The sequence below is a fragment of the Lysinibacillus sp. DFXJR4 genome, from assembly GCF_057196045.1.
The window spans coordinates 1-24,839 of sequence record NZ_JBXUNW010000007.1 but is presented as its reverse complement, the minus strand read 5'-3'; the positions used below and the strand labels follow the sequence as shown (position 1 = coordinate 24,839).

General features: G+C 38.2%; 38 protein-coding genes and 2 pseudogenes. 38 read left to right on the top strand and 2 right to left on the bottom strand.

Translation table 11 applies throughout. The features are described from left to right. The first annotated feature begins 39 nt into the window (after window positions 1-39). The 37 genes and pseudogenes from rpsS to AC2CGN_RS15045 all read left to right on the top strand — a co-directional run bounded on the left by rpsS (window position 40) and on the right by AC2CGN_RS15045 (window position 22,359). Entirely contained in the window at window positions 40-318 is a 279-nt protein-coding gene (gene rpsS / locus AC2CGN_RS15225; protein ID WP_036151954.1) for a 30S ribosomal protein S19, read from the top strand. A gap of 22 nt (window positions 319-340) precedes the next feature. Beyond that, window positions 341-685: a 50S ribosomal protein L22 gene (gene rplV, locus AC2CGN_RS15220; RefSeq protein WP_004233639.1), complete on the top strand. Its 345-nt coding sequence runs from the start codon at window positions 341-343 to the stop codon at window positions 683-685. A 3-nt stretch (window positions 686-688) separates the two neighbouring features. Then, window positions 689-1,342, top strand: coding sequence for a 30S ribosomal protein S3 (gene rpsC, locus AC2CGN_RS15215; RefSeq protein WP_004233642.1), 654 nt, complete (start codon window positions 689-691; stop codon window positions 1,340-1,342). A 1-nt stretch (window position 1,343) separates the two neighbouring features. Beyond that, window positions 1,344-1,778: a 50S ribosomal protein L16 gene (gene rplP / locus AC2CGN_RS15210; protein ID WP_004233644.1), complete on the top strand. Its 435-nt coding sequence runs from the start codon at window positions 1,344-1,346 to the stop codon at window positions 1,776-1,778. Further along, window positions 1,768-1,968: a 50S ribosomal protein L29 gene (rpmC, locus tag AC2CGN_RS15205; RefSeq protein ID WP_004233646.1), complete on the top strand. Its 201-nt coding sequence runs from the start codon at window positions 1,768-1,770 to the stop codon at window positions 1,966-1,968. The genes rplP and rpmC overlap by 11 nt, the downstream gene beginning before the upstream one ends. A gap of 18 nt (window positions 1,969-1,986) precedes the next feature. Continuing rightward, window positions 1,987-2,250 carry a 30S ribosomal protein S17 gene (gene rpsQ, locus AC2CGN_RS15200; protein ID WP_004233648.1) on the top strand — a complete coding sequence of 88 codons (264 nt, stop codon included), beginning with the start codon at window positions 1,987-1,989 and terminating at the stop codon, window positions 2,248-2,250. Between the two features lie 43 nt (window positions 2,251-2,293). Next, on the top strand, window positions 2,294-2,662 hold the full coding sequence (rplN, locus tag AC2CGN_RS15195) for a 50S ribosomal protein L14 (RefSeq protein WP_004233650.1): 369 nt from the start codon (window positions 2,294-2,296) through the stop codon (window positions 2,660-2,662). A gap of 35 nt (window positions 2,663-2,697) precedes the next feature. Continuing rightward, entirely contained in the window at window positions 2,698-3,006 is a 309-nt protein-coding gene (gene rplX, locus AC2CGN_RS15190; RefSeq protein WP_053482809.1) for a 50S ribosomal protein L24, read from the top strand. 28 nt (window positions 3,007-3,034) lie between these two features. Beyond that, a complete protein-coding gene (gene rplE / locus AC2CGN_RS15185) occupies window positions 3,035-3,574 on the top strand; it encodes a 50S ribosomal protein L5 (RefSeq protein ID WP_004233654.1) in 540 nt (179 codons plus the stop codon). A gap of 21 nt (window positions 3,575-3,595) precedes the next feature. Next, window positions 3,596-3,781 (top strand): type Z 30S ribosomal protein S14, encoded by a 186-nt coding sequence (locus tag AC2CGN_RS15180; RefSeq protein WP_004233656.1) that lies wholly within the window; start codon window positions 3,596-3,598, stop codon window positions 3,779-3,781. Window positions 3,782-3,810: 29 nt separating this feature from the next. Beyond that, a complete protein-coding gene (rpsH, locus tag AC2CGN_RS15175; RefSeq protein WP_008181717.1) occupies window positions 3,811-4,209 on the top strand; it encodes a 30S ribosomal protein S8 in 399 nt (132 codons plus the stop codon). A 30-nt stretch (window positions 4,210-4,239) separates the two neighbouring features. After that, on the top strand, window positions 4,240-4,779 hold the full coding sequence (gene rplF / locus AC2CGN_RS15170; RefSeq protein ID WP_054771426.1) for a 50S ribosomal protein L6: 540 nt from the start codon (window positions 4,240-4,242) through the stop codon (window positions 4,777-4,779). A 32-nt stretch (window positions 4,780-4,811) separates the two neighbouring features. Further along, the gene (rplR, locus tag AC2CGN_RS15165; protein ID WP_286925571.1) at window positions 4,812-5,171 is read left to right on the top strand and encodes a 50S ribosomal protein L18; all 360 of its coding nucleotides are present in this window, start codon (window positions 4,812-4,814) and stop codon (window positions 5,169-5,171) included. A 21-nt stretch (window positions 5,172-5,192) separates the two neighbouring features. Continuing rightward, entirely contained in the window at window positions 5,193-5,696 is a 504-nt protein-coding gene (gene rpsE, locus AC2CGN_RS15160; RefSeq protein ID WP_054771428.1) for a 30S ribosomal protein S5, read from the top strand. Window positions 5,697-5,709: 13 nt separating this feature from the next. Then, on the top strand, window positions 5,710-5,892 hold the full coding sequence (rpmD, locus tag AC2CGN_RS15155) for a 50S ribosomal protein L30 (protein ID WP_054771429.1): 183 nt from the start codon (window positions 5,710-5,712) through the stop codon (window positions 5,890-5,892). A 34-nt stretch (window positions 5,893-5,926) separates the two neighbouring features. After that, a complete protein-coding gene (gene rplO / locus AC2CGN_RS15150; RefSeq protein ID WP_054771430.1) occupies window positions 5,927-6,367 on the top strand; it encodes a 50S ribosomal protein L15 in 441 nt (146 codons plus the stop codon). Next, the gene (gene secY, locus AC2CGN_RS15145) at window positions 6,367-7,662 is read left to right on the top strand and encodes a preprotein translocase subunit SecY (protein ID WP_286925572.1); all 1,296 of its coding nucleotides are present in this window, start codon (window positions 6,367-6,369) and stop codon (window positions 7,660-7,662) included. Before rplO ends, secY begins: the two co-directional genes overlap by 1 nt. A gap of 70 nt (window positions 7,663-7,732) precedes the next feature. Beyond that, window positions 7,733-8,386 carry an adenylate kinase gene (locus AC2CGN_RS15140; protein ID WP_286925574.1) on the top strand — a complete coding sequence of 218 codons (654 nt, stop codon included), beginning with the start codon at window positions 7,733-7,735 and terminating at the stop codon, window positions 8,384-8,386. 259 nt (window positions 8,387-8,645) lie between these two features. Then, window positions 8,646-8,714 (top strand): annotated as a pseudogene (locus AC2CGN_RS15135) (hypothetical protein); the annotation flags it as partial. 86 nt (window positions 8,715-8,800) lie between these two features. Next, window positions 8,801-9,019: a translation initiation factor IF-1 gene (gene infA, locus AC2CGN_RS15130; protein WP_004233690.1), complete on the top strand. Its 219-nt coding sequence runs from the start codon at window positions 8,801-8,803 to the stop codon at window positions 9,017-9,019. A 37-nt stretch (window positions 9,020-9,056) separates the two neighbouring features. Next, complete coding sequence (gene rpmJ, locus AC2CGN_RS15125; protein WP_000868344.1) at window positions 9,057-9,170, top strand: 50S ribosomal protein L36; 114 nt, start codon at window positions 9,057-9,059, stop codon at window positions 9,168-9,170. A gap of 24 nt (window positions 9,171-9,194) precedes the next feature. Further along, window positions 9,195-9,560 (top strand): 30S ribosomal protein S13, encoded by a 366-nt coding sequence (rpsM, locus tag AC2CGN_RS15120; protein ID WP_004233729.1) that lies wholly within the window; start codon window positions 9,195-9,197, stop codon window positions 9,558-9,560. A gap of 25 nt (window positions 9,561-9,585) precedes the next feature. Beyond that, window positions 9,586-9,975: a 30S ribosomal protein S11 gene (gene rpsK, locus AC2CGN_RS15115; protein ID WP_004233731.1), complete on the top strand. Its 390-nt coding sequence runs from the start codon at window positions 9,586-9,588 to the stop codon at window positions 9,973-9,975. Window positions 9,976-10,114: 139 nt separating this feature from the next. Continuing rightward, entirely contained in the window at window positions 10,115-11,059 is a 945-nt protein-coding gene (locus AC2CGN_RS15110) for a DNA-directed RNA polymerase subunit alpha (protein ID WP_004233733.1), read from the top strand. Window positions 11,060-11,116: 57 nt separating this feature from the next. Next, window positions 11,117-11,497: a 50S ribosomal protein L17 gene (rplQ, locus tag AC2CGN_RS15105; RefSeq protein WP_012296051.1), complete on the top strand. Its 381-nt coding sequence runs from the start codon at window positions 11,117-11,119 to the stop codon at window positions 11,495-11,497. A 506-nt stretch (window positions 11,498-12,003) separates the two neighbouring features. Beyond that, on the top strand, window positions 12,004-12,849 hold the full coding sequence (locus AC2CGN_RS15100; RefSeq protein WP_286925672.1) for an energy-coupling factor ABC transporter ATP-binding protein: 846 nt from the start codon (window positions 12,004-12,006) through the stop codon (window positions 12,847-12,849). Further along, window positions 12,825-13,697, top strand: coding sequence for an energy-coupling factor ABC transporter ATP-binding protein (locus AC2CGN_RS15095; RefSeq protein WP_286925673.1), 873 nt, complete (start codon window positions 12,825-12,827; stop codon window positions 13,695-13,697). Before AC2CGN_RS15100 ends, AC2CGN_RS15095 begins: the two co-directional genes overlap by 25 nt. Further along, complete coding sequence (locus AC2CGN_RS15090) at window positions 13,694-14,491, top strand: energy-coupling factor transporter transmembrane component T family protein (RefSeq protein WP_054771434.1); 798 nt, start codon at window positions 13,694-13,696, stop codon at window positions 14,489-14,491. The genes AC2CGN_RS15095 and AC2CGN_RS15090 overlap by 4 nt, the downstream gene beginning before the upstream one ends. Before the next feature lie 13 nt (window positions 14,492-14,504). Continuing rightward, a complete protein-coding gene (truA, locus tag AC2CGN_RS15085) occupies window positions 14,505-15,245 on the top strand; it encodes a tRNA pseudouridine(38-40) synthase TruA (RefSeq protein WP_484514716.1) in 741 nt (246 codons plus the stop codon). 178 nt (window positions 15,246-15,423) lie between these two features. Further along, entirely contained in the window at window positions 15,424-15,861 is a 438-nt protein-coding gene (gene rplM, locus AC2CGN_RS15080) for a 50S ribosomal protein L13 (protein ID WP_004233742.1), read from the top strand. A gap of 25 nt (window positions 15,862-15,886) precedes the next feature. Further along, window positions 15,887-16,279 (top strand): 30S ribosomal protein S9, encoded by a 393-nt coding sequence (gene rpsI / locus AC2CGN_RS15075; RefSeq protein ID WP_004233744.1) that lies wholly within the window; start codon window positions 15,887-15,889, stop codon window positions 16,277-16,279. A 425-nt stretch (window positions 16,280-16,704) separates the two neighbouring features. Further along, window positions 16,705-17,037: a magnetosome magnetite crystal formation protein family gene (locus AC2CGN_RS15070; protein WP_429983463.1), complete on the top strand. Its 333-nt coding sequence runs from the start codon at window positions 16,705-16,707 to the stop codon at window positions 17,035-17,037. 42 nt (window positions 17,038-17,079) lie between these two features. Further along, window positions 17,080-17,838 (top strand): MerR family transcriptional regulator, encoded by a 759-nt coding sequence (locus AC2CGN_RS15065; RefSeq protein WP_429988300.1) that lies wholly within the window; start codon window positions 17,080-17,082, stop codon window positions 17,836-17,838. Between the two features lie 497 nt (window positions 17,839-18,335). Next, window positions 18,336-19,163, top strand: a pseudogene (locus AC2CGN_RS15060) (DUF4822 domain-containing protein); the annotation flags it as partial. A gap of 235 nt (window positions 19,164-19,398) precedes the next feature. Continuing rightward, window positions 19,399-20,349 (top strand): DUF4822 domain-containing protein, encoded by a 951-nt coding sequence (locus AC2CGN_RS15055; protein ID WP_484514713.1) that lies wholly within the window; start codon window positions 19,399-19,401, stop codon window positions 20,347-20,349. A 168-nt stretch (window positions 20,350-20,517) separates the two neighbouring features. Beyond that, window positions 20,518-21,231, top strand: coding sequence for an N-acetylmuramoyl-L-alanine amidase (locus AC2CGN_RS15050; RefSeq protein ID WP_286925680.1), 714 nt, complete (start codon window positions 20,518-20,520; stop codon window positions 21,229-21,231). A gap of 72 nt (window positions 21,232-21,303) precedes the next feature. Further along, window positions 21,304-22,359: a P-loop NTPase gene (locus AC2CGN_RS15045; RefSeq protein ID WP_286925681.1), complete on the top strand. Its 1,056-nt coding sequence runs from the start codon at window positions 21,304-21,306 to the stop codon at window positions 22,357-22,359. A 57-nt stretch (window positions 22,360-22,416) separates the two neighbouring features. Here the strand turns inward: AC2CGN_RS15045 and gerD are convergent, their stop codons facing one another. Further along, window positions 22,417-23,022, bottom strand: a complete 606-nt coding sequence (gene gerD / locus AC2CGN_RS15040) for a spore germination lipoprotein GerD (RefSeq protein ID WP_429986350.1) — start codon at window positions 23,020-23,022, stop codon at window positions 22,417-22,419. Window positions 23,023-23,174: 152 nt separating this feature from the next. Here gerD and AC2CGN_RS15035 point away from each other — a divergent pair, with 152 nt between their 5' ends. After that, window positions 23,175-23,855: a KinB-signaling pathway activation protein gene (locus AC2CGN_RS15035; RefSeq protein WP_429983457.1), complete on the top strand. Its 681-nt coding sequence runs from the start codon at window positions 23,175-23,177 to the stop codon at window positions 23,853-23,855. A gap of 33 nt (window positions 23,856-23,888) precedes the next feature. On the opposite strand, the gene AC2CGN_RS15030 is transcribed toward AC2CGN_RS15035, so the two are convergent. After that, entirely contained in the window at window positions 23,889-24,470 is a 582-nt protein-coding gene (locus AC2CGN_RS15030; protein WP_429983456.1) for a hypothetical protein, read from the bottom strand. Between the last annotated feature and the right edge of the window lie 369 nt (window positions 24,471-24,839).

Genomic DNA, 24,839 nt, shown 5'->3' with positions numbered 1-24,839 from the left:
TGTGAGAGCCGTGGTGGAATCACGGAGGGAGGTTCCTACATGGGTCGCAGCTTGAAAAAAGGACCTTTTGTCGATGACCACTTAATGAAAAAAGTGGAGGCACAAGAGGCTTCTGAGAAAAAACAAGTTATCAAAACTTGGTCACGCCGTTCTACAATCTTCCCGAACTTCATCGGTTTAACGATTGCTGTTTATGATGGACGTAAACACGTTCCAGTATACGTAACAGAAGATATGGTTGGCCACAAACTTGGTGAGTTCGCACCGACACGTGCTTACAAAGGTCACGGTGCAGACGACAAGAAAACAAGACGCTAATTTTGAGAGGAGGTAAATCCTAATGACACAAGCTAAAGCTATCGCTCGTACAGTTCGCATTGCTCCTCGTAAGGTACGTCTAGTTGTAGACTTAATTCGAGGCAAGCAAGTTGGTGAGGCAGTTGCAATTTTACGTCATACTCCAAAAGCGGCGTCTCCAGTCGTTGAAAAAGTATTAAAATCTGCAGTTGCTAACGCTGAGCACAATTATGATCTTGACATCAACTCTTTAGTAGTTTCTGAAGTTTTCGTTGATGAAGGTCCAACATTAAAACGTTTCCGTCCACGTGCACAAGGACGTGCAAGCGCAATTAACAAACGCACAAGCCACATTACTCTAGTGGTATCTGAGAAGAAGGAGGGTTAATCCGTGGGTCAAAAAGTACATCCAATAGGACTACGCGTTGGTATTATTCGTGACTGGGAGTCAAAATGGTACGCTGAAAAAGACTATGCAACTCTACTTCACGAAGACATCAAAGTGCGTAAATATATTGAAACGGCTCTTAAAGACGCTTCTGTTTCTAAAGTAGAAATCGAACGTGCTGCAAACCGTGTAAACATTACAATTCACACTGCGAAACCAGGTATGGTAATCGGTAAAGGTGGTACTGAAGTTGAAAATCTTCGTAAATACCTTAGCGATTTAACTGGTAAACGTGTACACATCAATATTATCGAAATCAAACGTGCTGATCTTGATGCTCGCTTAGTAGCTGAAAACATCGCTCGTCAATTAGAAAACCGTGTATCTTTCCGTCGTGCGCAAAAGCAAGCGATCCAACGCACAATCCGCGCTGGTGCAAAAGGAATTAAAACACAAGTATCTGGTCGTTTAGGTGGCGCTGATATTGCGCGTGCTGAACACTATAGTGAAGGAACTGTTCCACTTCATACTCTACGTGCTGACATTGATTATGCACACGCAGAAGCTGACACTACTTACGGTAAATTAGGCGTTAAAGTATGGATCTACCGTGGTGAAGTTCTTCCTACGAAGAAATCTGTGGAAGGAGGCAAATAATATGTTATTGCCTAAACGCGTAAAATACCGTCGTGAACACCGCGGAAACATGCGTGGCGAAGCGAAAGGCGGTAAAGAAGTAACTTTCGGCGAATGGGGCTTACAAGCTCAAACAGCTAGCTGGATTACTAACCGTCAAATCGAATCTGCTCGTATCGCGATGACTCGTTACATGAAACGTGGCGGTAAAGTTTGGATTAAAATCTTCCCACACAAACCTTACACTAAAAAACCTCTAGAAGTCCGCATGGGTTCTGGTAAAGGTTCTCCTGAAGGTTGGGTAGCAGTAGTAAAACCAGGAAAAGTTATGTTCGAAATTGCTGGTGTATCTGAAGAGGTTGCACGTGAAGCACTTCGTTTAGCATCACATAAGCTTCCTGTTAAATGTAAAATCGTAAAACGTCAAGAAACTGGTGGTGAATCTAATGAAAGCTAATGAAATCCGTGACCTTGCCACTTCTGAAATTGAATTAAAAGTGAAATCACTGAAAGAAGAGCTTTTCAACCTTCGCTTCCAATTGGCGACTGGTCAATTAGAAAACACAGCTCGTATTCGTGAAGTGCGTAAAGCAATCGCGCGTATGAAAACTGTTATTCGTGAAAGAGAAATCAGTGCAAATAACTGATAAAGGAGGTTTTCAAGTATGACTGAGCGTAATCAACGCAAAGTTTACACGGGCCGCGTTGTTTCAGATAAAATGGACAAAACTGTTACTGTTTTAGTTGAGACTTACAAAAAGCACAAGCTTTATGGTAAACGTGTAAAATACTCTAAAAAGTTTAAAGCTCATGATGAGTTAAACACAGCGAAAATCGGTGATATCGTACGTATCATGGAAACTCGCCCGCTATCAGCTACTAAACGTTTCCGTCTAGTTGAAGTTGTAGAAAAAGCGGTTATTATTTAATAACTATTTCGGAACAACCAATTTCCGAAGGGAGGTAACCTAAGTGATCCAACAAGAAAGTCGTATGAAAGTTGCTGACAACTCAGGTGCACGTGAAGTTCTTACAATTAAAGTGCTTGGTGGCTCTGGCCGTAAAACTGCTAACATCGGTGATATCGTTGTTTGTACAGTTAAGAAAGCAACACCAGGTGGCGTTGTCAAGAAGGGTGACGTTGTTAAGGCTGTTATCGTTCGTACTAAATCAGGCGTACGTCGTAAAGATGGTACGTACATCAAATTTGATGAAAATGCTTGTGTAATTATTCGTGATGATAAATCACCACGCGGAACTCGTATTTTCGGACCTGTTGCACGTGAATTACGTGACAGCAACTTCATGAAAATCGTTTCTCTAGCTCCAGAAGTTCTTTAATTTCATGATAGTGCCAATCAAGGAGGTGCGACAGCATGCATGTAAAAAAAGGTGACAAGGTTAAGGTTATCACTGGTAAGGATAAAGGCAAAGAAGGCGTAATTCTTGCTGCTTACCCTAAACAAGATCGCGTTCTTGTTGAAGGTGTGAACATCGTGAAAAAACACGTAAAACCTAACCAATTGAATCCACAAGGTGGAATTGTAAGCCAAGAAGCTGCAATTCACGTTTCGAACGTAATGCTAATCGATCCTAAATCTGGCGAGCCGACTCGTGTAGGTTATAAAATCGAAAACGGTAAAAAAGTTCGTGTTGCAAAAAAATCAGGTGCAGTAATCGACTAATTAGTATAAATAGAAGGGAGGTACACACATGAGCCGCCTAAAAGAAAAATATTTAAATGAAGTTTCACCTGCTCTTATGAGCAAGTTTGGATATAAATCAGTTATGCAACTGCCAAAGGTTGAGAAAATCGTTATCAACATGGGTGTTGGTGATGCAGTTCAAAACTCAAAAGCATTAGATGCAGCTGTAGAAGAATTAACAATCATCACTGGTCAAAAACCAGTAGTAACGAAAGCGAAAAAATCGATCGCAGGCTTCCGTCTACGTGAAGGTATGCCTATCGGTGCTAAAGTTACATTACGCGGTGAGCGTATGTATGAATTCTTGGACAAATTAATCTCAATCTCACTACCTCGTGTACGTGACTTCCGTGGTGTTTCTAAAAAAGCATTCGATGGTCGCGGTAACTACACTTTAGGTGTTAAAGAGCAATTAATTTTCCCAGAAATCGATTACGATAAAGTTTCAAAAGTACGCGGTATGGACATCGTGATCGTAACGACAGCGAATTCTGATGAAGAAGCTCGCGAGTTATTGACACAATTCGGTATGCCGTTCCAAAAGTAATCAAACAAGGAGGGCGAAAACGTGGCTAAAAAATCTATGATCGTTAAACAACAACGTAAGCAAAAGTTTAAAGTACAAGAATATACACGTTGTGAACGCTGTGGTCGTCCACATTCAGTATATCGCAAATTCAAACTTTGCCGTATTTGTTTCCGAGAACTTGCATATAAGGGACAAATTCCTGGCGTGAAAAAAGCCAGCTGGTAATCCCCTAATTTGGGAAGGAGGTAAATGTAATGACAATGACTGATCCGATTGCAGATATGCTTACTCGCATTCGTAATGCGAACATGGTTCGTCACGAGAAGTTAGAAGTACCAGCTTCCAACGTGAAAAAAGAAATCGCTGAAATTTTAAAGCGTGAAGGTTTCGTACGTGACGTAGAATACGTGGAAGACAATAAGCAAGGTATTATCCGTATCTTCTTAAAATACGGTAAAGATAACGAGCGTGTTATCACTGGCTTAAAACGTATTTCTAAACCTGGTCTACGAGTATATGCTAAAACAAATGAAGTACCTAAAGTATTGAACGGACTTGGTATCGCTTTAGTGTCAACTTCACAAGGTTTATTAACAGATAAAGAAGCTCGCGCTAAACAAGTTGGCGGCGAAGTTCTAGCATACGTTTGGTAATTAGCAATAAATGAATGGAGGTGCAACTAAATGTCTCGTGTAGGTAAAAAAATTATCGAGGTACCAGCTAACGTAACTGTTACTGTTGCAGCTGACAACAATGTTACTGTTAAAGGTCCTAAAGGCGAACTTGTTCGTTCTTTCCACCAAGATATGAAAATTGAGCAAGAAGGTAACGTAATCTCAGTATCACGTCCTTCTGATTCAAAAGAACACCGCACAAACCACGGTACTACTCGTGCGCTTCTAGCGAACATGGTTACTGGTGTTTCTGCTGGTTTCGAAAAATCTTTAGAGCTTATCGGTGTTGGTTACCGTGCGCAATTACAAGGAAAAAAACTTGTACTTAACGTAGGTTATTCACATCCAGTTGAGTTCACACCTGAAGATGGTCTAGAAATTGAAGTTCCTTCTAACACTAAAATCATCGTTAAAGGTATCAGCAAAGAACGCGTTGGTGCTCTTGCATCTAACATCCGTGACGTGCGTCCACCAGAGCCTTACAAAGGTAAAGGTATCCGTTATGAAGGCGAATATGTTCGTCGTAAAGAAGGTAAAACAGGTAAATAATGCTGCCTAAGCATTAGAAAGGAGTGACCCTTGTGATTACGAAACAAGATAAAAATCAGGTTCGTAAAAAACGTCATGCTCGTGTACGTTCTAAAATTTCGGGTACAGCTGAGCGTCCACGCTTAAACGTATTCCGTTCTAACAAGAACATTTACGCGCAACTTATCGATGACGTAGCAGGCGTAACAATTGTTAGCGCATCTTCTCAAGAAAATAGTTTCGATGGTGCTGGTAACAATGTTGATGCTGCAACTAAAGTCGGTGAAACAATCGCAAAACGCGCTACGGAAAAAAATATTACTGCTGTAGTATTTGACCGTGGTGGTTACTTATATCATGGACGCGTTAAAGCTTTAGCTGAAGCTGCACGTGAGAACGGTTTAGAATTTTAATAAGAAGGAGGGACACATTTCATGAGTCGTATTGACGCAAACAAACTTGGAGAACTTGAAGAACGCGTAGTTACTATTAACCGTGTTGCTAAAGTTGTTAAAGGTGGACGTCGCTTCCGCTTCACAGCATTAGTTGTAGTTGGCGATAGAAACGGTCATGTAGGTTTCGGTACTGGTAAAGCTCAAGAGGTGCCAGATGCTATCCGCAAAGCTGTTGAAGATGCGAAGAAAAACTTAATCGAAGTGCCACGCGTAGGTGGAACAACTCCACACTTAGTGCAAGGTCGCTTTGGTGCAGGAGAAATCCTAATCAAACCTGCTGCTCCTGGTACAGGAGTTATCGCTGGTGGCCCAGTACGTGCCGTACTTGAGCTTGCTGGTATTACTGATATTCTTTCAAAATCACTTGGATCAAACACACCAATCAACATGGTGCGTGCAACTGTTCAAGGTTTAACTGAATTAAAACGCGTAGAGGACGTAGCTAAATTACGTGGTAAATCAGTGGAAGAAATATTAGGATAAGGGGGGAAAGATAATGGCTAACAAATTAGAAATCACCCTTACAAAATCTGTGATTGGTACTAAACCGGCGCAACGTAAGACAATCGAAGCTCTAGGTTTACGTAAATTACATCAAACTGTTGAGAAAGCTGATAATGCAGCAACTCGCGGTATGTTAGATAAAGTAGCTCACTTAGTTACTGTAAAAGAAATTTAATTTCCAATTATTGAACAAGGAGGTGCCACCCACTATGAAACTGCATGAGTTAAAACCAGCAGAAGGTTCTCGTAAGCAACGCAACCGCGTTGGTCGTGGTATCGGTTCTGGTAACGGTAAAACAGCAGGTAAAGGTCATAAAGGTCAAAACGCTCGTTCTGGTGGCGGTGTACGCCCAGGCTTCGAGGGCGGTCAAAACCCATTATTCCGTCGTTTACCAAAACGTGGCTTTACGAACATTAACCGTAAAGAATACGCTATCGTTAACCTTGACACTTTAAACCGTTTCGAAGACGGTGCAGAGGTAACTACTGCATTATTACTTGAAACTGGTCTTGTGAGCAATGAAAAAGCTGGAATTAAAGTTCTTGGCAACGGAACTCTAAACAAAAAGCTTACTGTAAAAGCTCATAAATTCTCAGCTTCAGCAAAAGAAGCAATCGAGAATGCCGGCGGAACTACTGAGGTGATTTAATGTTTCAGACAATCTCTAACTTTATGCGTGTTCGAGATATACGAAATAAAATCATTTTCACCCTTTTATTGTTGATCGTTTTCCGTATTGGTACGTTTGTGCCAGTACCAAACGTTGATGCTAATGTATTAAAGGTAACTGATGAGTTGAATCTCGTTGGTTTCCTGAATACTTTTGGCGGTGGTGCGCTGAAAAACTTCTCCATCTTCGCTATGGGGATTTATCCATACATCACTGCTTCAATCATTGTTCAGTTATTGCAAATGGACGTAGTACCGAAATTTGCTGAATGGGCAAAGCAAGGTGAAGTCGGACGACGTAAACTTGCTCAATTCACGCGCTACTTTACAATTATTCTTGCTTTTATTCAGTCATTCGCGATGTCATTTGGTTTTAATAAAATGTATGGCGGATCATTGATTAAGGAAGAAGGAATTTTAACTTATGTTACAATTTGTATTGTATTAACAGCGGGTACAGCATTCCTAGTTTGGCTTGCTGAACAAATTACTGCGCATGGTGTTGGTAATGGTATTTCGATTGTAATTTTCGCAGGTATAGTTGCGGCATTACCTACAAGTATCAACCAAGTTTATGCACAACAAATCGAGGGTGCTGGTGATAAGCTATTTATCAATCTGGTTATCCTAGGCTTACTTATTTTAATTATGCTTGCAGTTGTTGTTGGAGTTATCTATGTGCAACAAGCACTACGTAAAATTCCAATTCAATATGCAAAACGAGTTACAGGACGTAACCAGCAAACTGGTGGTCAACAAACGCATTTACCGTTAAAAGTAAATGCTGCAGGGGTTATTCCGGTAATCTTTGCATCAGCGTTCTTGATGACACCTCGTATGTTAGTTCCGTTCTTCGGTAAAAATGATGTGACAACATTCATTGAAAACATATTCAATTATGAAAAACCTGTTGGAATGATTGTTTATATTGTTTTAATTATCGCATTCACATATTTCTATGCATTCGTACAAGTGAATCCAGAAAATGTGGCTGATAACTTGAAAAAGCAAGGTGCTTACATTCCAGGTATTCGTCCTGGTGAAAGTACGCAAACGTATTTAACAAGCGTGTTATATCGTCTGACATTTGTCGGTGCGATTTTCTTAACTGTTCTTTCTGTAATGCCGATTTTATTCATGAACTTTATGAAACTACCTGCCACTGTGCAGATCGGTGGTACAAGTATTATTATCGTAGTCGGCGTAGCGCTCGAAACGATGAAACAGCTAGAGTCTCAACTTGTTAAACGTCACTACAAAGGCTTTATGAAATAATGTTGGTTTTTGGGGAACGTTTCATCGTTTCCTGAAATCAGCAAACCTTTTGTGGGAGGAATATTTCCTTATGAATATCGTTTTAATGGGTCTGCCAGGTGCTGGTAAAGGTACACAGGCAGATAAGATTGTTGAGAAGTACGCGATTCCTCATATTTCTACAGGCGATATGTTCCGTGCTGCTATTAAAGAAGGCACAGAACTAGGCTTACAGGCTAAATCGTTTATGGATCAAGGAGCTTTAGTTCCAGATGAAGTAACGATTGGTATTGTTCGTGAGCGACTTGCTAAGCCTGATTGTGAAAAGGGCTTCTTATTAGATGGTTTCCCTCGTACTGTTCCACAAGCTGAAGCTTTAGATAGCATTCTTGCTGATCTAGGCAAGGCAATTGAACATACGCTTAACATTCAAGTTGAAAGAGATGAGTTAATTGCTCGTCTATCAGGTCGTCGTATTTGTAAAACTTGCGGTACATCCTATCATTTAATTTTTAATCCTCCTGCTGAGGAAGGAAAATGTGATAAAGATGGTGGCGAGCTTTATACACGTGCGGATGATAATCCTGAAACGGTTGCAAACCGTCTGGACGTAAATATGAAACAAGCACAGCCTTTACTTGATTTCTATGAAGCTAAAGGTGTGTTAACTAATATAGATGGACAGCAAGATATTAACAAAGTATTTGCTGATCTTGATGCTCTATTACAGGGCAGCCGCAGCTGATACCCGGCTCCGGGCGCAGAATACTGCTTCCGCGGGAGGCATGCGGAAGCAACAACGAAACATAATTTTTTTGAGAGTTGCAAAAGCATATTGTGCCCGGTATATATTTCTTTTAAAAAGTGCAACATTATTTTTAAAGGAGTATAATGGGTTTCGTGGAAGCATCTGTGTAACGGGTATGAATATCTCATCCAAGACATTCCGGTATTCGTGTAAACATGGGAGATTCAGTGTCCTTTGCTGGTCCTGTAGATTCCGTGGATTGTGTGAAGCGAAACCAGACGAGCGTCTTTCAAACATCTCTCATACAATCCAAACATATGTTGAAACGAGGTTGCTTCGATGGTTGCAGCAGATATCCGTTTGATGTAACGATGAGAACTTTAATTTGCATATAGAGAGGAGACAGAGTAGATGGCGAAAGATGATGTAATTGAAGTCGAAGGAACAGTTGTTGAGACTTTGCCAAACGCGATGTTTAAGGTAGAATTAGAAAATGGACATGTGATTCTAGCACACGTATCTGGTAAGATTCGTATGCACTTTATCCGCATTCTACCTGGAGATAAGGTTACTATCGAGTTATCTCCTTATGATTTAACTCGCGGTCGTATCACATACCGTTTTAAATAATCTTTTGCGCTCCGGACTACTAAGGAGGTTAGGTTAGATGAAAGTGAGACCATCTGTGAAACCGATCTGCGAAAAATGTAAAGTAATTCGCCGACGCGGTAAAGTAATGGTAATCTGTGAAAATCCTAAACACAAACAAAAACAAGGATAATTCTGAAGGAGGTGCACAACGTACATGGCACGTATTGCTGGTGTTGACATTCCTCGCGACAAACGCGTGGTAATTTCATTAACGTACATTTTCGGTATTGGTAAAACTACAGCTCAGAAAGTATTAGCTGACGCAGGCATTTCAGAAGATACACGCGTACGCGACTTAACTGAAGATGAGTTAAACAAAATCCGTGAACAATTAGATTCATACAAACTTGAAGGTGACTTACGTCGCGAAACTTCATTAAATATTAAACGTCTGATGGAAATCGGTTCATTCCGTGGTATCCGTCACCGTCGTGGTTTACCTGTTCGTGGTCAAAATACGAAGAACAATGCGCGTACGCGTAAAGGTCCTCGTAAAACAGTTGCGAACAAGAAAAAATAATTGGTAAAGGAGGTTCCTTCTTAACATGGCTCGTAAACAACAAACTCGTAAACGTCGTGTGAAAAAGAATATCGAATCTGGTATTGCACACATTCGTTCTACATTTAACAATACAATTGTAACGATTACAGATATGCAAGGTAACGCTGTATCTTGGTCAAGTGCTGGTGCTCTTGGTTTCCGTGGTTCACGTAAATCTACACCATTCGCTGCTCAAATGGCTGCAGAAACTGCTGCTAAAACATCCCTTGAACATGGTCTGAAAACGTTGGAAGTAACTGTTAAAGGTCCTGGTGCAGGTCGTGAAGCTGCAATTCGTGCACTTCAAGCTGCTGGGTTAGAAGTAACTGCTATTAAAGACGTTACTCCAGTTCCTCACAATGGTTGCCGTCCGCCAAAACGTCGTCGCGTGTAATGGGTGCGTCTCATATTGTATGAGAACATCATTTTTTGTACAGACTGTCTTGTGCAGATAATAAACGATACGTCATTGACGATCGAATCTATGATGGAAAGAACCTATACATTCGATGTTTTGAAGGAGGGTAAATGAAATGATCGAAATTGAAAAACCAAAGATTGAAACGGTGGAGATCAGCGAAGATTCCAAATATGGAAAGTTTGTTGTAGAACCGCTTGAACGCGGATATGGAAACACTTTGGGTAATTCTTTACGTCGTATCCTTCTGTCTTCATTACCAGGAGCTGCTGTCACTTCAATTCAAATTGACGGTGTTCTTCACGAATTCTCAACAGTAGAAGGCGTGGTAGAGGATGTAGCTTCAATTATTTTGAACGTGAAAAAACTTGCTCTTAAAATCTACTCTGACGAAGAAAAAGTTATTGAGATTGATGTAAAAGGCGATGGTACAGTTACGGCTGCTGACATTACACATGACAGTGACGTAGAAATTTTAAACCCAGATCTATATATTGCAACAATCGCTAAAAACGGTCATTTACGTATGCGTATGTACGCTCAACGCGGCCGTGGTTACACTCCTGCTGATCAAAACAAACGTGAGGATCTTCCTATCGGCGTGATCCCGATCGACTCTATTTACACTCCAGTATCACGCGTCAATTTCCAAGTGGAAAATACTCGTGTAGGTCAGTCTTCTGACTACGATAAACTTTCTCTTGATGTGTGGACAGATGGTAGCATCGGTCCGAAAGAGGCGATTTCGCTCGGAGCAAAAATTTTAACCGAGCATCTTAACATCTTCGTTGGCATGACTGATGAGGCACAAACTGCTGAAATCATGGTCGAAAAAGAAGAGGATCAAAAAGAAAAAGTTTTAGAGATGACTATCGAAGAACTTGATCTTTCTGTTCGTTCTTATAACTGCTTGAAACGAGCGGGTATTAATACAGTACTTGAGCTTGCAAACAAGTCAGAAGACGATATGATGAAAGTTCGTAACCTTGGACGTAAGTCACTAGAAGAAGTAAAAGCGAAGTTAGAAGAGCTTGGTTTAGGATTACGCAAAGAAGACTAAGCGATTTAAACAAAACTTACAAGATCAGATATTTTTTTATAAGGGAGGGAAACATCCATGGGTTACAGAAAACTTGGTCGTACAAGTTCTCAACGTAAAGCGATGTTACGTGACTTAGCTACTGATTTAATCATCAACGAGCGTATCGAAACTACTGAGGCTCGCGCTAAAGAAGTACGTAAAGCTGTTGAAAAAATGATTACTTTAGGTAAACGCGGAGATTTACATGCACGCCGTCAAGCTGCTGCATTCATCCGTCGTGAACTAGTAACAACTACTGATGCAGAAGGTAACGAAACAACTTCATTTGCACTTCAAAAGTTATTTGATGATGTTGCGCCACGTTATGCAGAACGTCAAGGTGGTTACACTCGTATTCTTAAAGTAGGTCCTCGTCGTGGTGACGGTGCACCTGTAGTTGTGATTGAATTAGTTTAATCATAAGAGAAAACTTGTGGTGAAGAGGGTGGGAATCACCACCCTCTTTCTTTATAAATGATTTATACGACAAATAATTAAGCTGAGCGTTATGATGAGCGGGCACTGTTGTGTGGCGTCTCGTTTAGCTCTCCGCACCTCATTCGAGGAAACAAGGGTTTGAGCACCCATGTTTCTTGTAAATGTAACGACTAGCGCATTTCTATTGAATGAGGTGCGCGCTTTTTTATTATGTAAGACAGCGCCAAATTGTGGTGCTTTTTTTAATATATGGGCTTGGAAACTTGCTTTTTCATATTAAATACATTCATCAACATGATGTGAACAATCCATGTTAACGGACCTTAAAATCTTGGATGTTCTGTTTAATGTAAAAGAGTTGGATAGAAATTACTACAATGTTTTTATCACTTTTCTTTTATCGACATAATGATTGTAGTAGAAATCATACATAAAACAGTGTAAGTTAGTTAGTAGAGCTGAGCATGTAGAGAGGAGTTCTAGAAATGTCTGAAATTCTATCGTTAAATAATGTAACATTCTCATATACACCAGAAGATCATGAAAGCCGTAATGCTGTGGAGAATGTTAGCTTTGCAGTGCAGGAGGGTGAATGGATTGCTATCGTGGGTCATAACGGTTCTGGTAAATCTACGATTGCAAAGCTAATGAATGGATTGTTATATCCACAACAGGGCGATGTACGTATATTACGCGAAGTATTAACAGAAGAGAATCTTTGGGAGAGCCGTTCGCAGATGGGGATGGTTTTTCAAAATCCTGATAATCAATTTGTTGGAGCGACTGTGCAGGATGATGTAGCCTTTGCTCTTGAAAATAACGGTGTACCCTTTGAAGAAATGGTGAAACGTGTACATGCAGCACTAGAGCAAGTGAAAATGAGTGATTTCTTAGATCATGAGCCTCATCACTTATCAGGTGGGCAAAAGCAGCGTGTTGCCATCGCAGGAGCACTTGCGTTAAAACCAAAGCTTCTTATCCTCGATGAAGCTACGTCTATGCTAGATCCACAGGGACGTGGTGAAGTATTACAGACAGTTCAAACTTTACGAGCTGAAACAGGATTAACAGTACTATCCATTACACATGATTTAGAAGAGGCGATGCTTGCGGATCGTATCCTTTTCATGAACGATGGTAAGAAATTTGCCGAAGGTACACCTGTAGAAATATTTGCACTTGGGGACAAGCTAGTTGAGCTAGGGCTTGACTTACCATTTGCCATGAAGCTTTCAAAGTTACTGCAAAAGGAAGGTGTTCCATTAATGGGACAACATATGACAGAAGAAGAGTTGGTGAATGACTTATGGACATCAAACTTCAACAAGTAAGCTATGCCTATGCACAGGGCACACCCTTTGAAAAACGGGCATTATTCGATGTAGATTTTGAAATCCCATCACATACGTATCAAGCGATTATTGGGCATACAGGCTCAGGTAAATCAACCATACTTCAGCACTTTAACGCACTTCTAAGACCTACTTCTGGGGAAGTACATATAGGTGACCGTATTGTTGTAGCTGGTAAAAAGGCGAAGGATTTAAAGGCTGTTCGCCAAAAGGTTGGTATTGTGTTTCAATTTCCAGAACATCAACTGTTTGAAGAAACCGTGTTAAAGGATATTATGTTTGGTCCTATGAATTTCGGCGTTTCAGAACAAGAGGCTGAAGCACGTGCAAAGGAATTAGTAGACTTAGTAGGTCTGCCAGAGAACATACTTGAAAAATCACCTTTTGATTTATCAGGTGGACAGATGCGAAGAGTAGCAATTGCAGGTGTATTAGCCATGGAGCCAGAGGTGATTGTTTTAGATGAACCAACTGCTGGGCTTGATCCGCGTGGTCAAAAGGAAATTATGGATATGTTTTATAATCTTCATCAGGAACGAGGGCTTACGACAATCCTAGTTACGCATAGTATGGAGGACGCAGCTCGTTATGCAGATAATATTGTTATTATGCATGAAGGAAAAAACGTATTGAGTGGTACACCGCAAGAGATTTTTAAAGATGTCGAGACATTAAAAAATTTCCGCTTAGAGCCTCCTCGTATAGTACGCTTTCAGCAAAAAATTGAGCAAATGATGAAAAAGCCTTTGCAAAAAGTATGTTTAACGGAAGAGGAGCTCGCTTCTGAAGTTGCTCGAATGCTACGAGAGGAGCGTGCAGAATCATGATGGAAAAAATGATATTTGGACGCTTCCTACCAGGAAATTCTCCTGTCCATAGGCTTGATCCGCGTTCAAAGCTACTATTTGTCTTCGCGTTCATTATTATCGTATTTTTAGCAAACAATACAGCGACATATGCTATGCTTCTAGCCTTTACCTTACTTATTGTATTTGTATCGCGTATACGTCTGTATTTTTTAATCAACGGTTTAAAGCCAGTACTATTTTTAATGGCCTTTACCTTCTTACTTCATATTTTTATGACAAGGGAAGGTGCCTTGGTATTTGATTGGAAGTATATTAAAATCTACGAAGAGGGAATACGACAAGGGATTTTTATTTCAGTACGTTTTCTAGTATTGGTCTTTATGACATCTATCTTAACTCTTACAACCTCACCGATCTCAATTACAGATGGCATTGAAGTACTGCTAAATCCATTAAAAGCTTTAAAAGTGCCTGTACATGAGTTAGCCTTGATGATGTCTATTTCATTACGCTTCATTCCCACGTTAATGGATGAAACTGATAAAATTATGAAGGCTCAAATGGCACGTGGCTCAGATTTATCCTCAGGACCATTAACGGATCGTATTAAGGCAGTGGTTCCATTGCTAGTTCCTCTCTTTGTTAGTGCCTTTAAACGGGCGGAGGATTTAGCAACAGCTATGGAAGTAAGAGGCTACCGTGGAGGAGAGGGACGCACTAGATATCGTAAGCTAAAGTGGGATATGGGTGATACATTTGCTTTGGTGTTACTAGTAGCAATAGCTGTATTGCTATTCTTTTATAGAAGTTAAAGGAGTTAGCTTTATGCGACGATTAAAAGTAATTATTAGCTATGATGGAACACATTTTTCTGGCTATCAGGTACAGCCTGGAGAGCGCACAGTCCAGGCTGAGCTTGAGCGAGTTCTTACCATTATGCATAAAGGGGAAAAGATAAAAGTTACCGCAAGTGGCCGTACAGATGCGAAAGTCCATGCAACCGGACAAACATTGCATTTTGATACACCACTTGCCATTCCAACTGACAAGTATAGCAAGGCTTTGAATGTACAGCTTCCTAGAGATATTCGCGTATTGTCAGTAGAGGAAGTAGTACATGACTTCCATGCACGATACAGTGTGACTGGAAAGCGATACCGCTATATTTGGTCCTGCGAGCGTGTTCAAAGTCCGTTTCGTAGACATTTCACGGTTGAGACAAATGGCGTCAAACCTAATGTAGATGCAATGCAGGAGGCGGCGAAGGCTATCATTGGTACACATGACTTTTCATGCTTTTGTGCAGCAAATACAAGTGTGAAGGATAAAGTACGCACAGTAACAACACTGCAATTTGAATGGCATGGGGAAGAGCTTCATATGGTGATCGAAGGTACTGGCTTCTTATATAATATGGTTCGTATTATTGCAGGTACACTTTGGGAGGTTGGTGTAGGTCGACGTGCTATAGATAATGTGGCACTTATAATCGCCTCAGAAGACCGTGATAAAGCGGGAAAAACCGCACCACCACAAGGGTTATACTTAGAAAAAGTGTTCTACTAGTGACGTTCTATCATTCTGAACAACTTCACCAGGTGTTTAATGAAATTGCTTGACTTTAAAAGTCATTCATTATATGATAACAGATGGTATTTTCATTACCACCACAAATAAGCCCCGAAACTTATAGTGTAGTTTAATGAAAAATAACGGTAATCGAATCGATTAGGAGGATATATACATGCGTACAACATTCATGGCTAAAGGTCACGAAGTAGACCGTAAATGGTTAGTAGTTGATGCAGAAGGCCAAACTCTTGGACGTTTAGCTTCTGAAGTAGCTGCAATCTTACGTGGTAAACATAAACCAACATTCACACCAAACGTTGACACAGGTGATCACGTAATCATCATCAACGCTGATAAAATCCATTTAACTGGTAACAAATTAGAAGGTAAACTTTACCGTCACCACACTCAATTCGCTGGTGGTTTAAAAACTCGTACTGCTGGTGAAATGCTAGATAAGTACCCAACAAGAATGATCGAATTAGCAGTTAAAGGTATGCTTCCTAAAAACTCTTTAGGTCGCAAAATGTTCACTAAACTTAATGTTTACACAGGAACAGAGCATCCACATGCTGCACAAAAACCAGAAGCATACGAGCTTCGCGGATAATATAAATTAAGAGGAGGATATTACTTTGGCACAAGTTCAATACATCGGCACTGGTCGCCGTAAAAGCTCTGTAGCTCGCGTACGTTTAGTACCAGGTACAGGTAAAATTGTTATCAACAAACGTGAAATCGAAGAATACGTACCATTCGCTGCACTACGTGAAGTAATTAAACAACCATTAGTAGCTACTGAAACTACAGGAAGCTATGATATCCACGTAAACGTTAACGGTGGTGGATACACTGGTCAAGCTGGTGCTGTTCGTCACGGTATCGCTCGTGCTCTACTTCAAGTAGACCCAGATTTCCGTGCTGCACTAAAATCTGCTGGATTACTTACTCGTGATTCACGCATGAAAGAACGTAAAAAACCAGGTCTACGCGGCGCTCGTCGTGCACCTCAGTTCTCAAAACGTTAATATCGTTGTTATATCAACGTTTCCAAGCTCTTCTCAGGTTTACCTGAGAGGAGCTTTTTTATGTTGAACAAAAATAATATCCCGTTAATAGACCCTTTGATTAAAACAGCTAGGTGATAAAGGATGAAATTAACCTTAGGTAATACGGGAAAGACCTAATTCAGAAATAGATTATTTAACTATCATGATAGCGTATTACAAAAAGTAAGCTAACAATTTGCACTAACCTAAAAATTGCGTTTGAATAAGGAATTATTTTATCGAAAATAATCAAATTTTTAAGTCAACCCCAAGTTGTGGTGAAAAACCATTTTGAAATAAAATAAAAATTTATACTTGTATCTCTAGTAGCGTCACCTTTTATGATGAATTTAGTTACCGAATAAAACGGTAACTAATAATTTATGACACTGGAGGTAGGACTATTGAAAAAGGAAAGTTTATTAAACAGGGTCCTAGCAAGTTTTATGCATTTATTCTCACTTTTGTTAACCTTTATTTTACCGATATTAGTATATCTGGTAACGAAAGGTAGGAATGATTATTTTGCCAATCACGCAAAAGAAGGGATGAATCTTCATTTTACTTTTTTCCCTATTTTACTAATATTAACTTTTGTATCTAAAAAAATTAACATGGTTTCTATTCTATCCTTTGCACTGATTATACTGGAAACCATATTAATTTTAATTGCCACGATTTATACTTTAAAGGGAAAAAAGTTTTCTTACCCAGTTATAAGATATTTTAAGGTATAAAATATAATCTTATATTACTAAGCGACAAAGCTTTTCAATGAGGTGATAATATTGGATAAAGATATATTTACTATAGGGGAATTTGTACAAAAGTCTGGTGTTAGCATCCGAACTCTTCGATATTATGACAGCATAGACTTATTGAAACCAAGTGATTATACAGATGGAGGACATAGATTATACTCACAAGAAGATTTAAGACTTTTACAAAAAATTAAAGCTCTACAGTTTTTAGGCCTTCCTTTAAAAGATATTAAAACTATACTTGAAAAACAAACAGTTGAAGGTGAAATATTAATAAAATCTTTAACTTATCAAAAGAAGTTATTTGAAGCAAAAAAAGTTGAGATTGCCAACATTATATCTGATTTAAATCATCTTATTAAAATAACAGAAGCTGAGGAAATTATTAATGTTGATGTGTTTTGTTCAATGCTTCAAAAATTAATATTTGAAGAAGATACTGAAAAGTGGTTGAAGGAGAACGATTTTAATGATCATTTATTTAATATTAGTAAGCAGGAAGAAATTAATTTAGACAAAAAATGGAGTAGGGTTTTGACTAAAATCAAACAATTATCTTTTACGAAAGCTATACCTTCTTCAAAAGAGGCGCAAGAAACAATAGAAATACTCCTAAAACTAATAGATGAAACTGCAAAAGGAAACTTAGATTCAATTAAAGAGAAGCTTCCCTTTACAGAACCAATTTCATTTCCAAACCCTTTCACCGAGAAGGAGCTAGAATTTTTAAAAGAAGCTATAAATTGTCATCAAAATAATAACGCAATTGAATATTGAACATTGCTATTAACAATTACTTTCAATATAAATGTTTTTGAATAAAATCCTATAGTAGTTATTCTATTAAAGGCCACTTTTCTGGAGTAAGGATAAAAGCCCTATTTCTCAATTTTAATGCGAGGAATTGGGTTTTTTTGTATTTACTCTATTTTGACAGATTTTTATTCAAATTAGATGGCTTTTTTAAGGTAATAAGAAGTATTTATTAAAATTATTTTCGGATAAGTTTATATTTTTTTAAGGAATTATTTAGAGGGAGTTTAACATTCAATATTAATATGATTGTCAATGGAACATCAAGCCTCAATAAATAACTAAAAAGGGCTTGAGATAACTAAATTATGGGGGTAAATGGAGATATGAAAAAGCTATTAATAGTATCCGTTGCAGCGACGGCACTCCTTGCTGCATGTCAGGATAAAGAGACTGTAAAGGAAAATGATGCAGAAAGTGCAGAAGTAAAAAAAGAGAGTGCCGCAATCGAAAATAATACACAGTTAACAAAAGGACAAGAAATGGCTAACATGCTTAGTAGTACAAACTGGCAAGGAACAAAGGTATACGATAAAGATAATAATGACTTAACAGCTGAGAATGCAAACTTTATTGGTCTTGCTAAATATAATGTTGAAACAGGTCACTATGAATTCTTTGATGCGACTACTGGAGAAAGCCGTGATGATAAAGGAACATTCTTTATTACAAATGATGGTCAAAGCAGAATTTTAATTTCTGAATCGAAAAATTACCAAGCCGTTGTGGAAATAACAGAGTTAAACAACAATATTTTTACTTATAAACGAATGGGTAAAGATAAGGAAGGCAACGATGTAGAAGTTTTTGTTGAGCATATTCCTTATAATGATAAGGATCTTGCTTTCACGGATGCGGATAAAACTTTAGATGCTACTACAGGTGATATTGTAAAAAACGTGGACGGTGATAAGATCTTAGCAGAGACATTGTGGCATGGGACTGTAGTGTTAGATGAAGCTGGTAATGATGTAACTGAATATAATACGAACTTCATCAGTATCGCAAAATATGATGCAGACACAAATAAATATGAATTTTTTAACCCTGAAACAGGAGAAAGTCGTGGAGACTATGGTTACTTTGATATTATCCATGGCAATAAAGTTAGAGCCCACGTTTCAATTGGCGCCAATAAATATGGTGTAGCACTTGAAATCACAGAGCTAAACGATAAGAAGTTTACGTATAAAAGAATGGGTAAAGACAAAGATGGAAATGAAGTAACTGTATTTGTTGAGCATGAACCATATGAAGGTGAATATAATCCTGAATTCACACTCAAATAAATTTTCAAATTCCTCCTTGGTGAAAAACAGCATTAGTCTTTTATGGGACTGATGCTGTTTTTGTGTGAAGAAATTTAATTATAATCCTGTAGCTCACATAACAATCGCTGTTATCTCCAGTTGGATAAATTGCTAAGTAATGTGTATTTTACGCGGAAATGGCTGATACTGCGTGTAAGCTGTTATTTCGTAGAGGACCATGAAGTAACTGAATATATAAAATGGAGGTCAATTCATGAAAAAGCTATTAATCATTTCACTTGCTATAATGGCATTGCTTGCCGCATGTCAGAGTAAACAAGATGTAAAAAAGAAAGAGGAAGTTAAAACTGAGCAATCTGGAGATCAAAGGCAGATTGAAATGACGAAAGGTCAAGCGAATGTAAATATTCTCAGTAGTACCAACTGGCAGGGCACAAAAGTTTACGATAAAAATAAGAAGGATTTAACCGCAGAAAATTCTAATTTTATTGGTCTGGCTAAGTATGATGCTAATTCAGCTCGTTACGAATTTTTTGATCCACAAACAGGGAAAAGTCGCGATGATAAAGGTGTTTTCTTTATCACGAATGATGGAAAGCAAAGAGTATTGATTTCTGAATCGAAAAATTATCAAGCAATTGTGGAAATTACGGAGCTAACGCAAAATAAATTTACGTATAAAAGAATGGGGAAAGATGCAAATGGTAACGATGTAGAGGTATTCGTTGAGCATGTTCCTTATAAAGACAGAAAGCTAACATTTACTGAAGAAGATAAAGCATTAAAAAATTCCACAGGTACAATTGTAAAAGATGTGGATGGCGATAAAATTTTAGCTGATACACTTTGGCAGGGAACGGTTGTATTAGATGCAGAAGGAAATGATATAACACAATATAATACAAATTTTATCAGTATTGCTAAATATAATGCTGATACGAATAGATATGAATTTTTCAATCCTGAAACAGGTGAAAGCCGTGGAGATTACGGTTACTTTAATGTTCTTCATGGAAATAAGCTAAGAGCACATGTTTCAATAGGTGAAAATAAATATGGGGCTATCCTTGAGATTACTGAGCTTAATAACAAGAAATTCACTTATTTAAGAACTGGTAAAGACAAAGATGGCAAGGATATCACAGTGTTTGTAGAGCATGAACCTTATACAGGTAAGTTTAAACCAGAATTTACACAAAAATAGACATTAACGGCATTAGTTCGAAAATTGTAAGGGACTAATGCCATTTTTAAATATTAACTTCTATTACAAATCAATCTCTCAATGTTAATACTTGCGAGTTTTTTTCACTTTCTGGCATAGTTCTCTCACTATCATCGTACACTAAATGTAAAAGGGTGGTGGATATGGGTGAAGCGCTGGCTTGCACTAGGAGTAATTATGCTAATGAGTATAGTGGTCGTGGCATATGAAACGAATGCTTCGGACCGTAACTTCTTCCTGCCAGACCCACTTGGCGGCCAAAAGGTTGTCATTGATGCGGGTCATGGTGGTCAGGATGGGGGAGCTTCAAAGGGCGAAGTGATTGAAAAGGATATTACACTTGCAATTGCTCAGCATGTCGAGAAAGAGCTAAAGAAAAAAGGCGCAACGGTTGTAATGACTCGAACACAGGATGGAGATGTTATCGAGGAGCATGCGCCGTCAGAGAAGTTTGGTACAATGCGTGAACGAAAAAAGCAGGATATCTTTTTAAGAAAAGATATTGTTGAAAAAGAAAAACCAGATATTTTTATTACAATTCATGCAAATGCTATTCCAGAGACAAAATGGCGTGGAGCACAGGTGTTTTATCATAAAGAAGGACATGCTGAAAGTGAATTATTAGCAAAGAGCATCCAAGAATCTATACGTACGAATTTAAAAAATACAGACCGAGAAGCACTGTCTATCAAACAAATATATTTACTGAAAAAAGTTGAAGTACCTGCTGCACTTGTGGAAACAGGATTTATCAGCAATGATGAGGAACGTGCACTTTTAACGGATAAAAAATACCAAGAAAAAATGGGTGATGCCATTGTTGAAGGTATAGAAGCCTATTTATTAGCTAAAATTGAATAGAGCAACATCTACAACGTAAATCAAATCATTATGATATACTAACATTGAGATAAAATAAGGGGAGTGTTCGTCGTGATTACTGAACAACAAGTACGAGAAATACTGGGACAACTACAAGATCCATTTTTACATAAATCACTTGCAGAAACAGATGGAATTTCAAATGTATCAATAAAAGAAGAAAAAAATCATGTCAGTGTAAAAATTGCGATTGCTAAAACAAATACACCTGAACAATTACAATTACAGATGAAAATTGTTGAAGTTTTGAAGGAAGCGGGAGCAAATACAGTAGGCATTCGCTTTGAGGAGCTATCAGCAGAGAAATTACAAAGCTTCCGTGGAACGGCTACTGAGTCTGAGGCTCAGGATATTTTATCTCCTCTTAGCACTGTACAAGTTATTTCCATTGCATCAGGTAAAGGTGGTGTAGGGAAATCTACAGTTTCCGTTAATCTCGCTGTGGCATTAGCACGTCTTGGTAAAAAGGTAGGCTTGATTGATGCTGATATTTACGGATTTAGTGTACCAGATATGATGGGTGTTACCGATATGCCAAAAGTGGTAGATAATCGAATTTTCCCAGTTGATCGCTTCGGGGTGAAAATGATTTCAATGGGCTTCTTTGTTGAAAATAATGCACCAATTGTGTGGCGTGGACCAATGCTAGGTAAAGTATTAGATCAATTCTTCCGTGATGTAGAATGGGGCGAATTAGACTATCTGCTACTCGATTTACCACCAGGTACCGGGGACGTAGCTCTAGATATTCATCAAATGCTGCCTTCATCGAAAGAAATTGTTGTTACAACACCACATCCTACAGCAGCATTCGTTGCAGCTCGTGCAGGTGCAATGGCTCTACAAACAGAACATGAAATTTTAGGTGTTATTGAAAATATGGCATGGTACGAGTCAAAATCAGGTGATCGTGAGTTTGTATTTGGTCAAGGTGGAGGGCCGAAGTTAGCTGAAGAACTACGTACAGAATTACTTGGTCAAATTCCACTTGGTCAACCTGACTGGTCAGAAGAAGATTTTGCCCCTTCTGTTTATGCTGAAAAACACCCAACTGGACAAATTTATTTAGATATCGCGACGAAAATGATTCATAAATTAAATAAATAATTAAAAACGGATTTCCTAAATTATTAAATGAGGAAATCCGTTTTTTAAATAAAGAAGTTACTGAGTAGTTTTTTGCCCTTTGTCAGTGCCTTCACCGCTACCTGCCTTTTTCTCACTTTTACCAGAAGGTGCTGTTCCTTCACCGCCACTTTTTTTAATAAGCTCCTGCCATTTAGTTTGCATAAGTGGACTTTCAATTGTTTCCTTTACGACTTCCTCCATTTGTTTTCTCATGTTGGAAGACTTTAGAATTGTTTCTAACTGCTTTTGCATATCGGGCTGCCCAAAGAATGCCTCCATATCCTTTTGGAATGTGGGATCTTTGATTAATTCCTTCATAATATCCTGTTGCTGCTTTTGCATACTTTTAGCGACAGTTTCTTTAAACTTTGGATCTTCGAATGTTTTCTTCCAAAAATCTTCTGCTTCCTTGGAAAGTAAGGTTTCCTCAGTGGCCTTCTTCACTTCATCATGCTCCAAAATCAATAATTCACGAAAGCTAGGCTCCTCTAAAAGCTGCCGTAAAGCCTTTTTACCGTCCTCAGTTTGTAAAGAGTCAATCATAATTTTTTTTATTTCATCATAGGACATGGTAGAAGTTTTATCTTGTGAACAGGCAGAAAGAAAAAGCATTAGAATTAGTAATAAGGTAAATTTTCGCATTAATCATCAGTCCTTTCTATAGATAGACTCTTTCAATTATTGTTCACATTTACGATGACTTTATGTATTGGTTAGGATGAGAAATAGCTTTTTTAACAATGCATTGTTAAAATAAATACAGATATATTGTAGAAATTGGGGGACTTTTAGTTGTGACGATACGAAATTGGGCAAAGTTTTTCTTTTTTGCAATGCTCGTTGGAGGCGCTGTCAACGGAATTTGTAGCTTATTTATTAGATGGGATTTCTTTCAACCATACATAACAAATGGTCATTGGGGAGAATTTTTAGCAGGGCTTTTATGGATGGTCTTTTTAGGTTTTACAATGAGTGTAATTGCACAAGCAGGCTTTTTTGCTTATTTAACACTCCATCAAGTGGGAGTTAACATTTTTAGAACATTGACCCTATGGAATTGGGTACAGTTACTTTTAATTGCTATTACTATTTTTGACGTTATTTTCTTCCGCTTTATCCCAGGAATTAAAGAGGGACAAAGCTGGATATTCTATTTAGGATTATTAATTGTTTTAATTTTTGGAGCAGTTGCAACAGCCGTTCAAAAAGTAAAATTGACGGGGAAAAAGCATGTTTTGATTTCAGCATTATTTTTTATGATTGTTATTACAACGTTGGAATGGACGATTGCTTTAATGGGACGAGATGAAAATATTAACGAGTATGTTGCATTGTTGCTATTCCCATTACTTGCTGTAAATGCCTATCAATTATTAGTATTACCCAAATATAATGCAAAATCTGATGAAGATCGTCAAAAGTTAGAAGCGCGCCGTAAAGCACGTAGAGAACAAGCGAAAAACGCAAATGCATAATAAAGATGCCTCCGCTAATGTGGAGGCACTTTTTTAAGGTGATTTTTTAGTTTGAACTTTATATCCAAAAATATTTTCTTCAATTGACATAAATTTATTTTGTTGTAGCAAAGTATTTATATCTTTAAATGTAATTGGATTGTTTTGATGCAAGGTGATGAAAATAAAATCGCCCTTTTGTATTTTAGGTGTTTTTTCTCCTCTCCAAATTAAAGATGGAGAAAGTATGTTTATTTGCTGTTGAAATAAGTTCTTTTGTAAATCCTGAGAATATTGATGATTGCGAGTAGCAAACCAAAGGGGTGTTTCTTTTAAATATTTTTCGTAAATAGTGATATCTTTCTGTACGGCTGCCATATCAATAGGTTCATCAATAGAATCCTCTGGTCCTAATAATCCTGTAGGTAGTTTCCGCTTTTGTATGATTTTTAATTGTTCTGGTGATCGTTTAATCCATGCAGCATCTAATAATAAGAGTGGATAAGGTTCTTTTACAGTGTTAAGCCAGTCCATTAGTGCTTCATCAGAGAAAGAAATTTCTACTACAAGAGATGTACCGTAATGCCCTTTTGTTACAACTGCTGGAGCATCAGCGATATTAAATACAGAAATCATAGTTGAGTTTATCGGCTTTATAAAAACAAATAGTATTACGATGAAAAACAATGAAATCAACGTTTTACGAACCATCATAACAACCTCGTTTCTAAAATATTAAAGAGAAAAATAAACTTCTTAAAAAAACTTATGATTTAGTGTTGACTTTCATGAATAATCGATGTTATTATGTATAAGTCGCCAAGAGATGACGCGACAAAGTAAAAAATGAACCTTGAAAACTGAACAAGCAAAACGTAATCAATATAGTTTTTAGTAGTTAGCTTTCGCTAGTGAACGAAACAAAAAATTTGGACATCAAAATTGATGCCAGCAAAACAATTTGAGCTAATCAAATTTCTTTTATGGAGAGTTTGATCCTGGCTC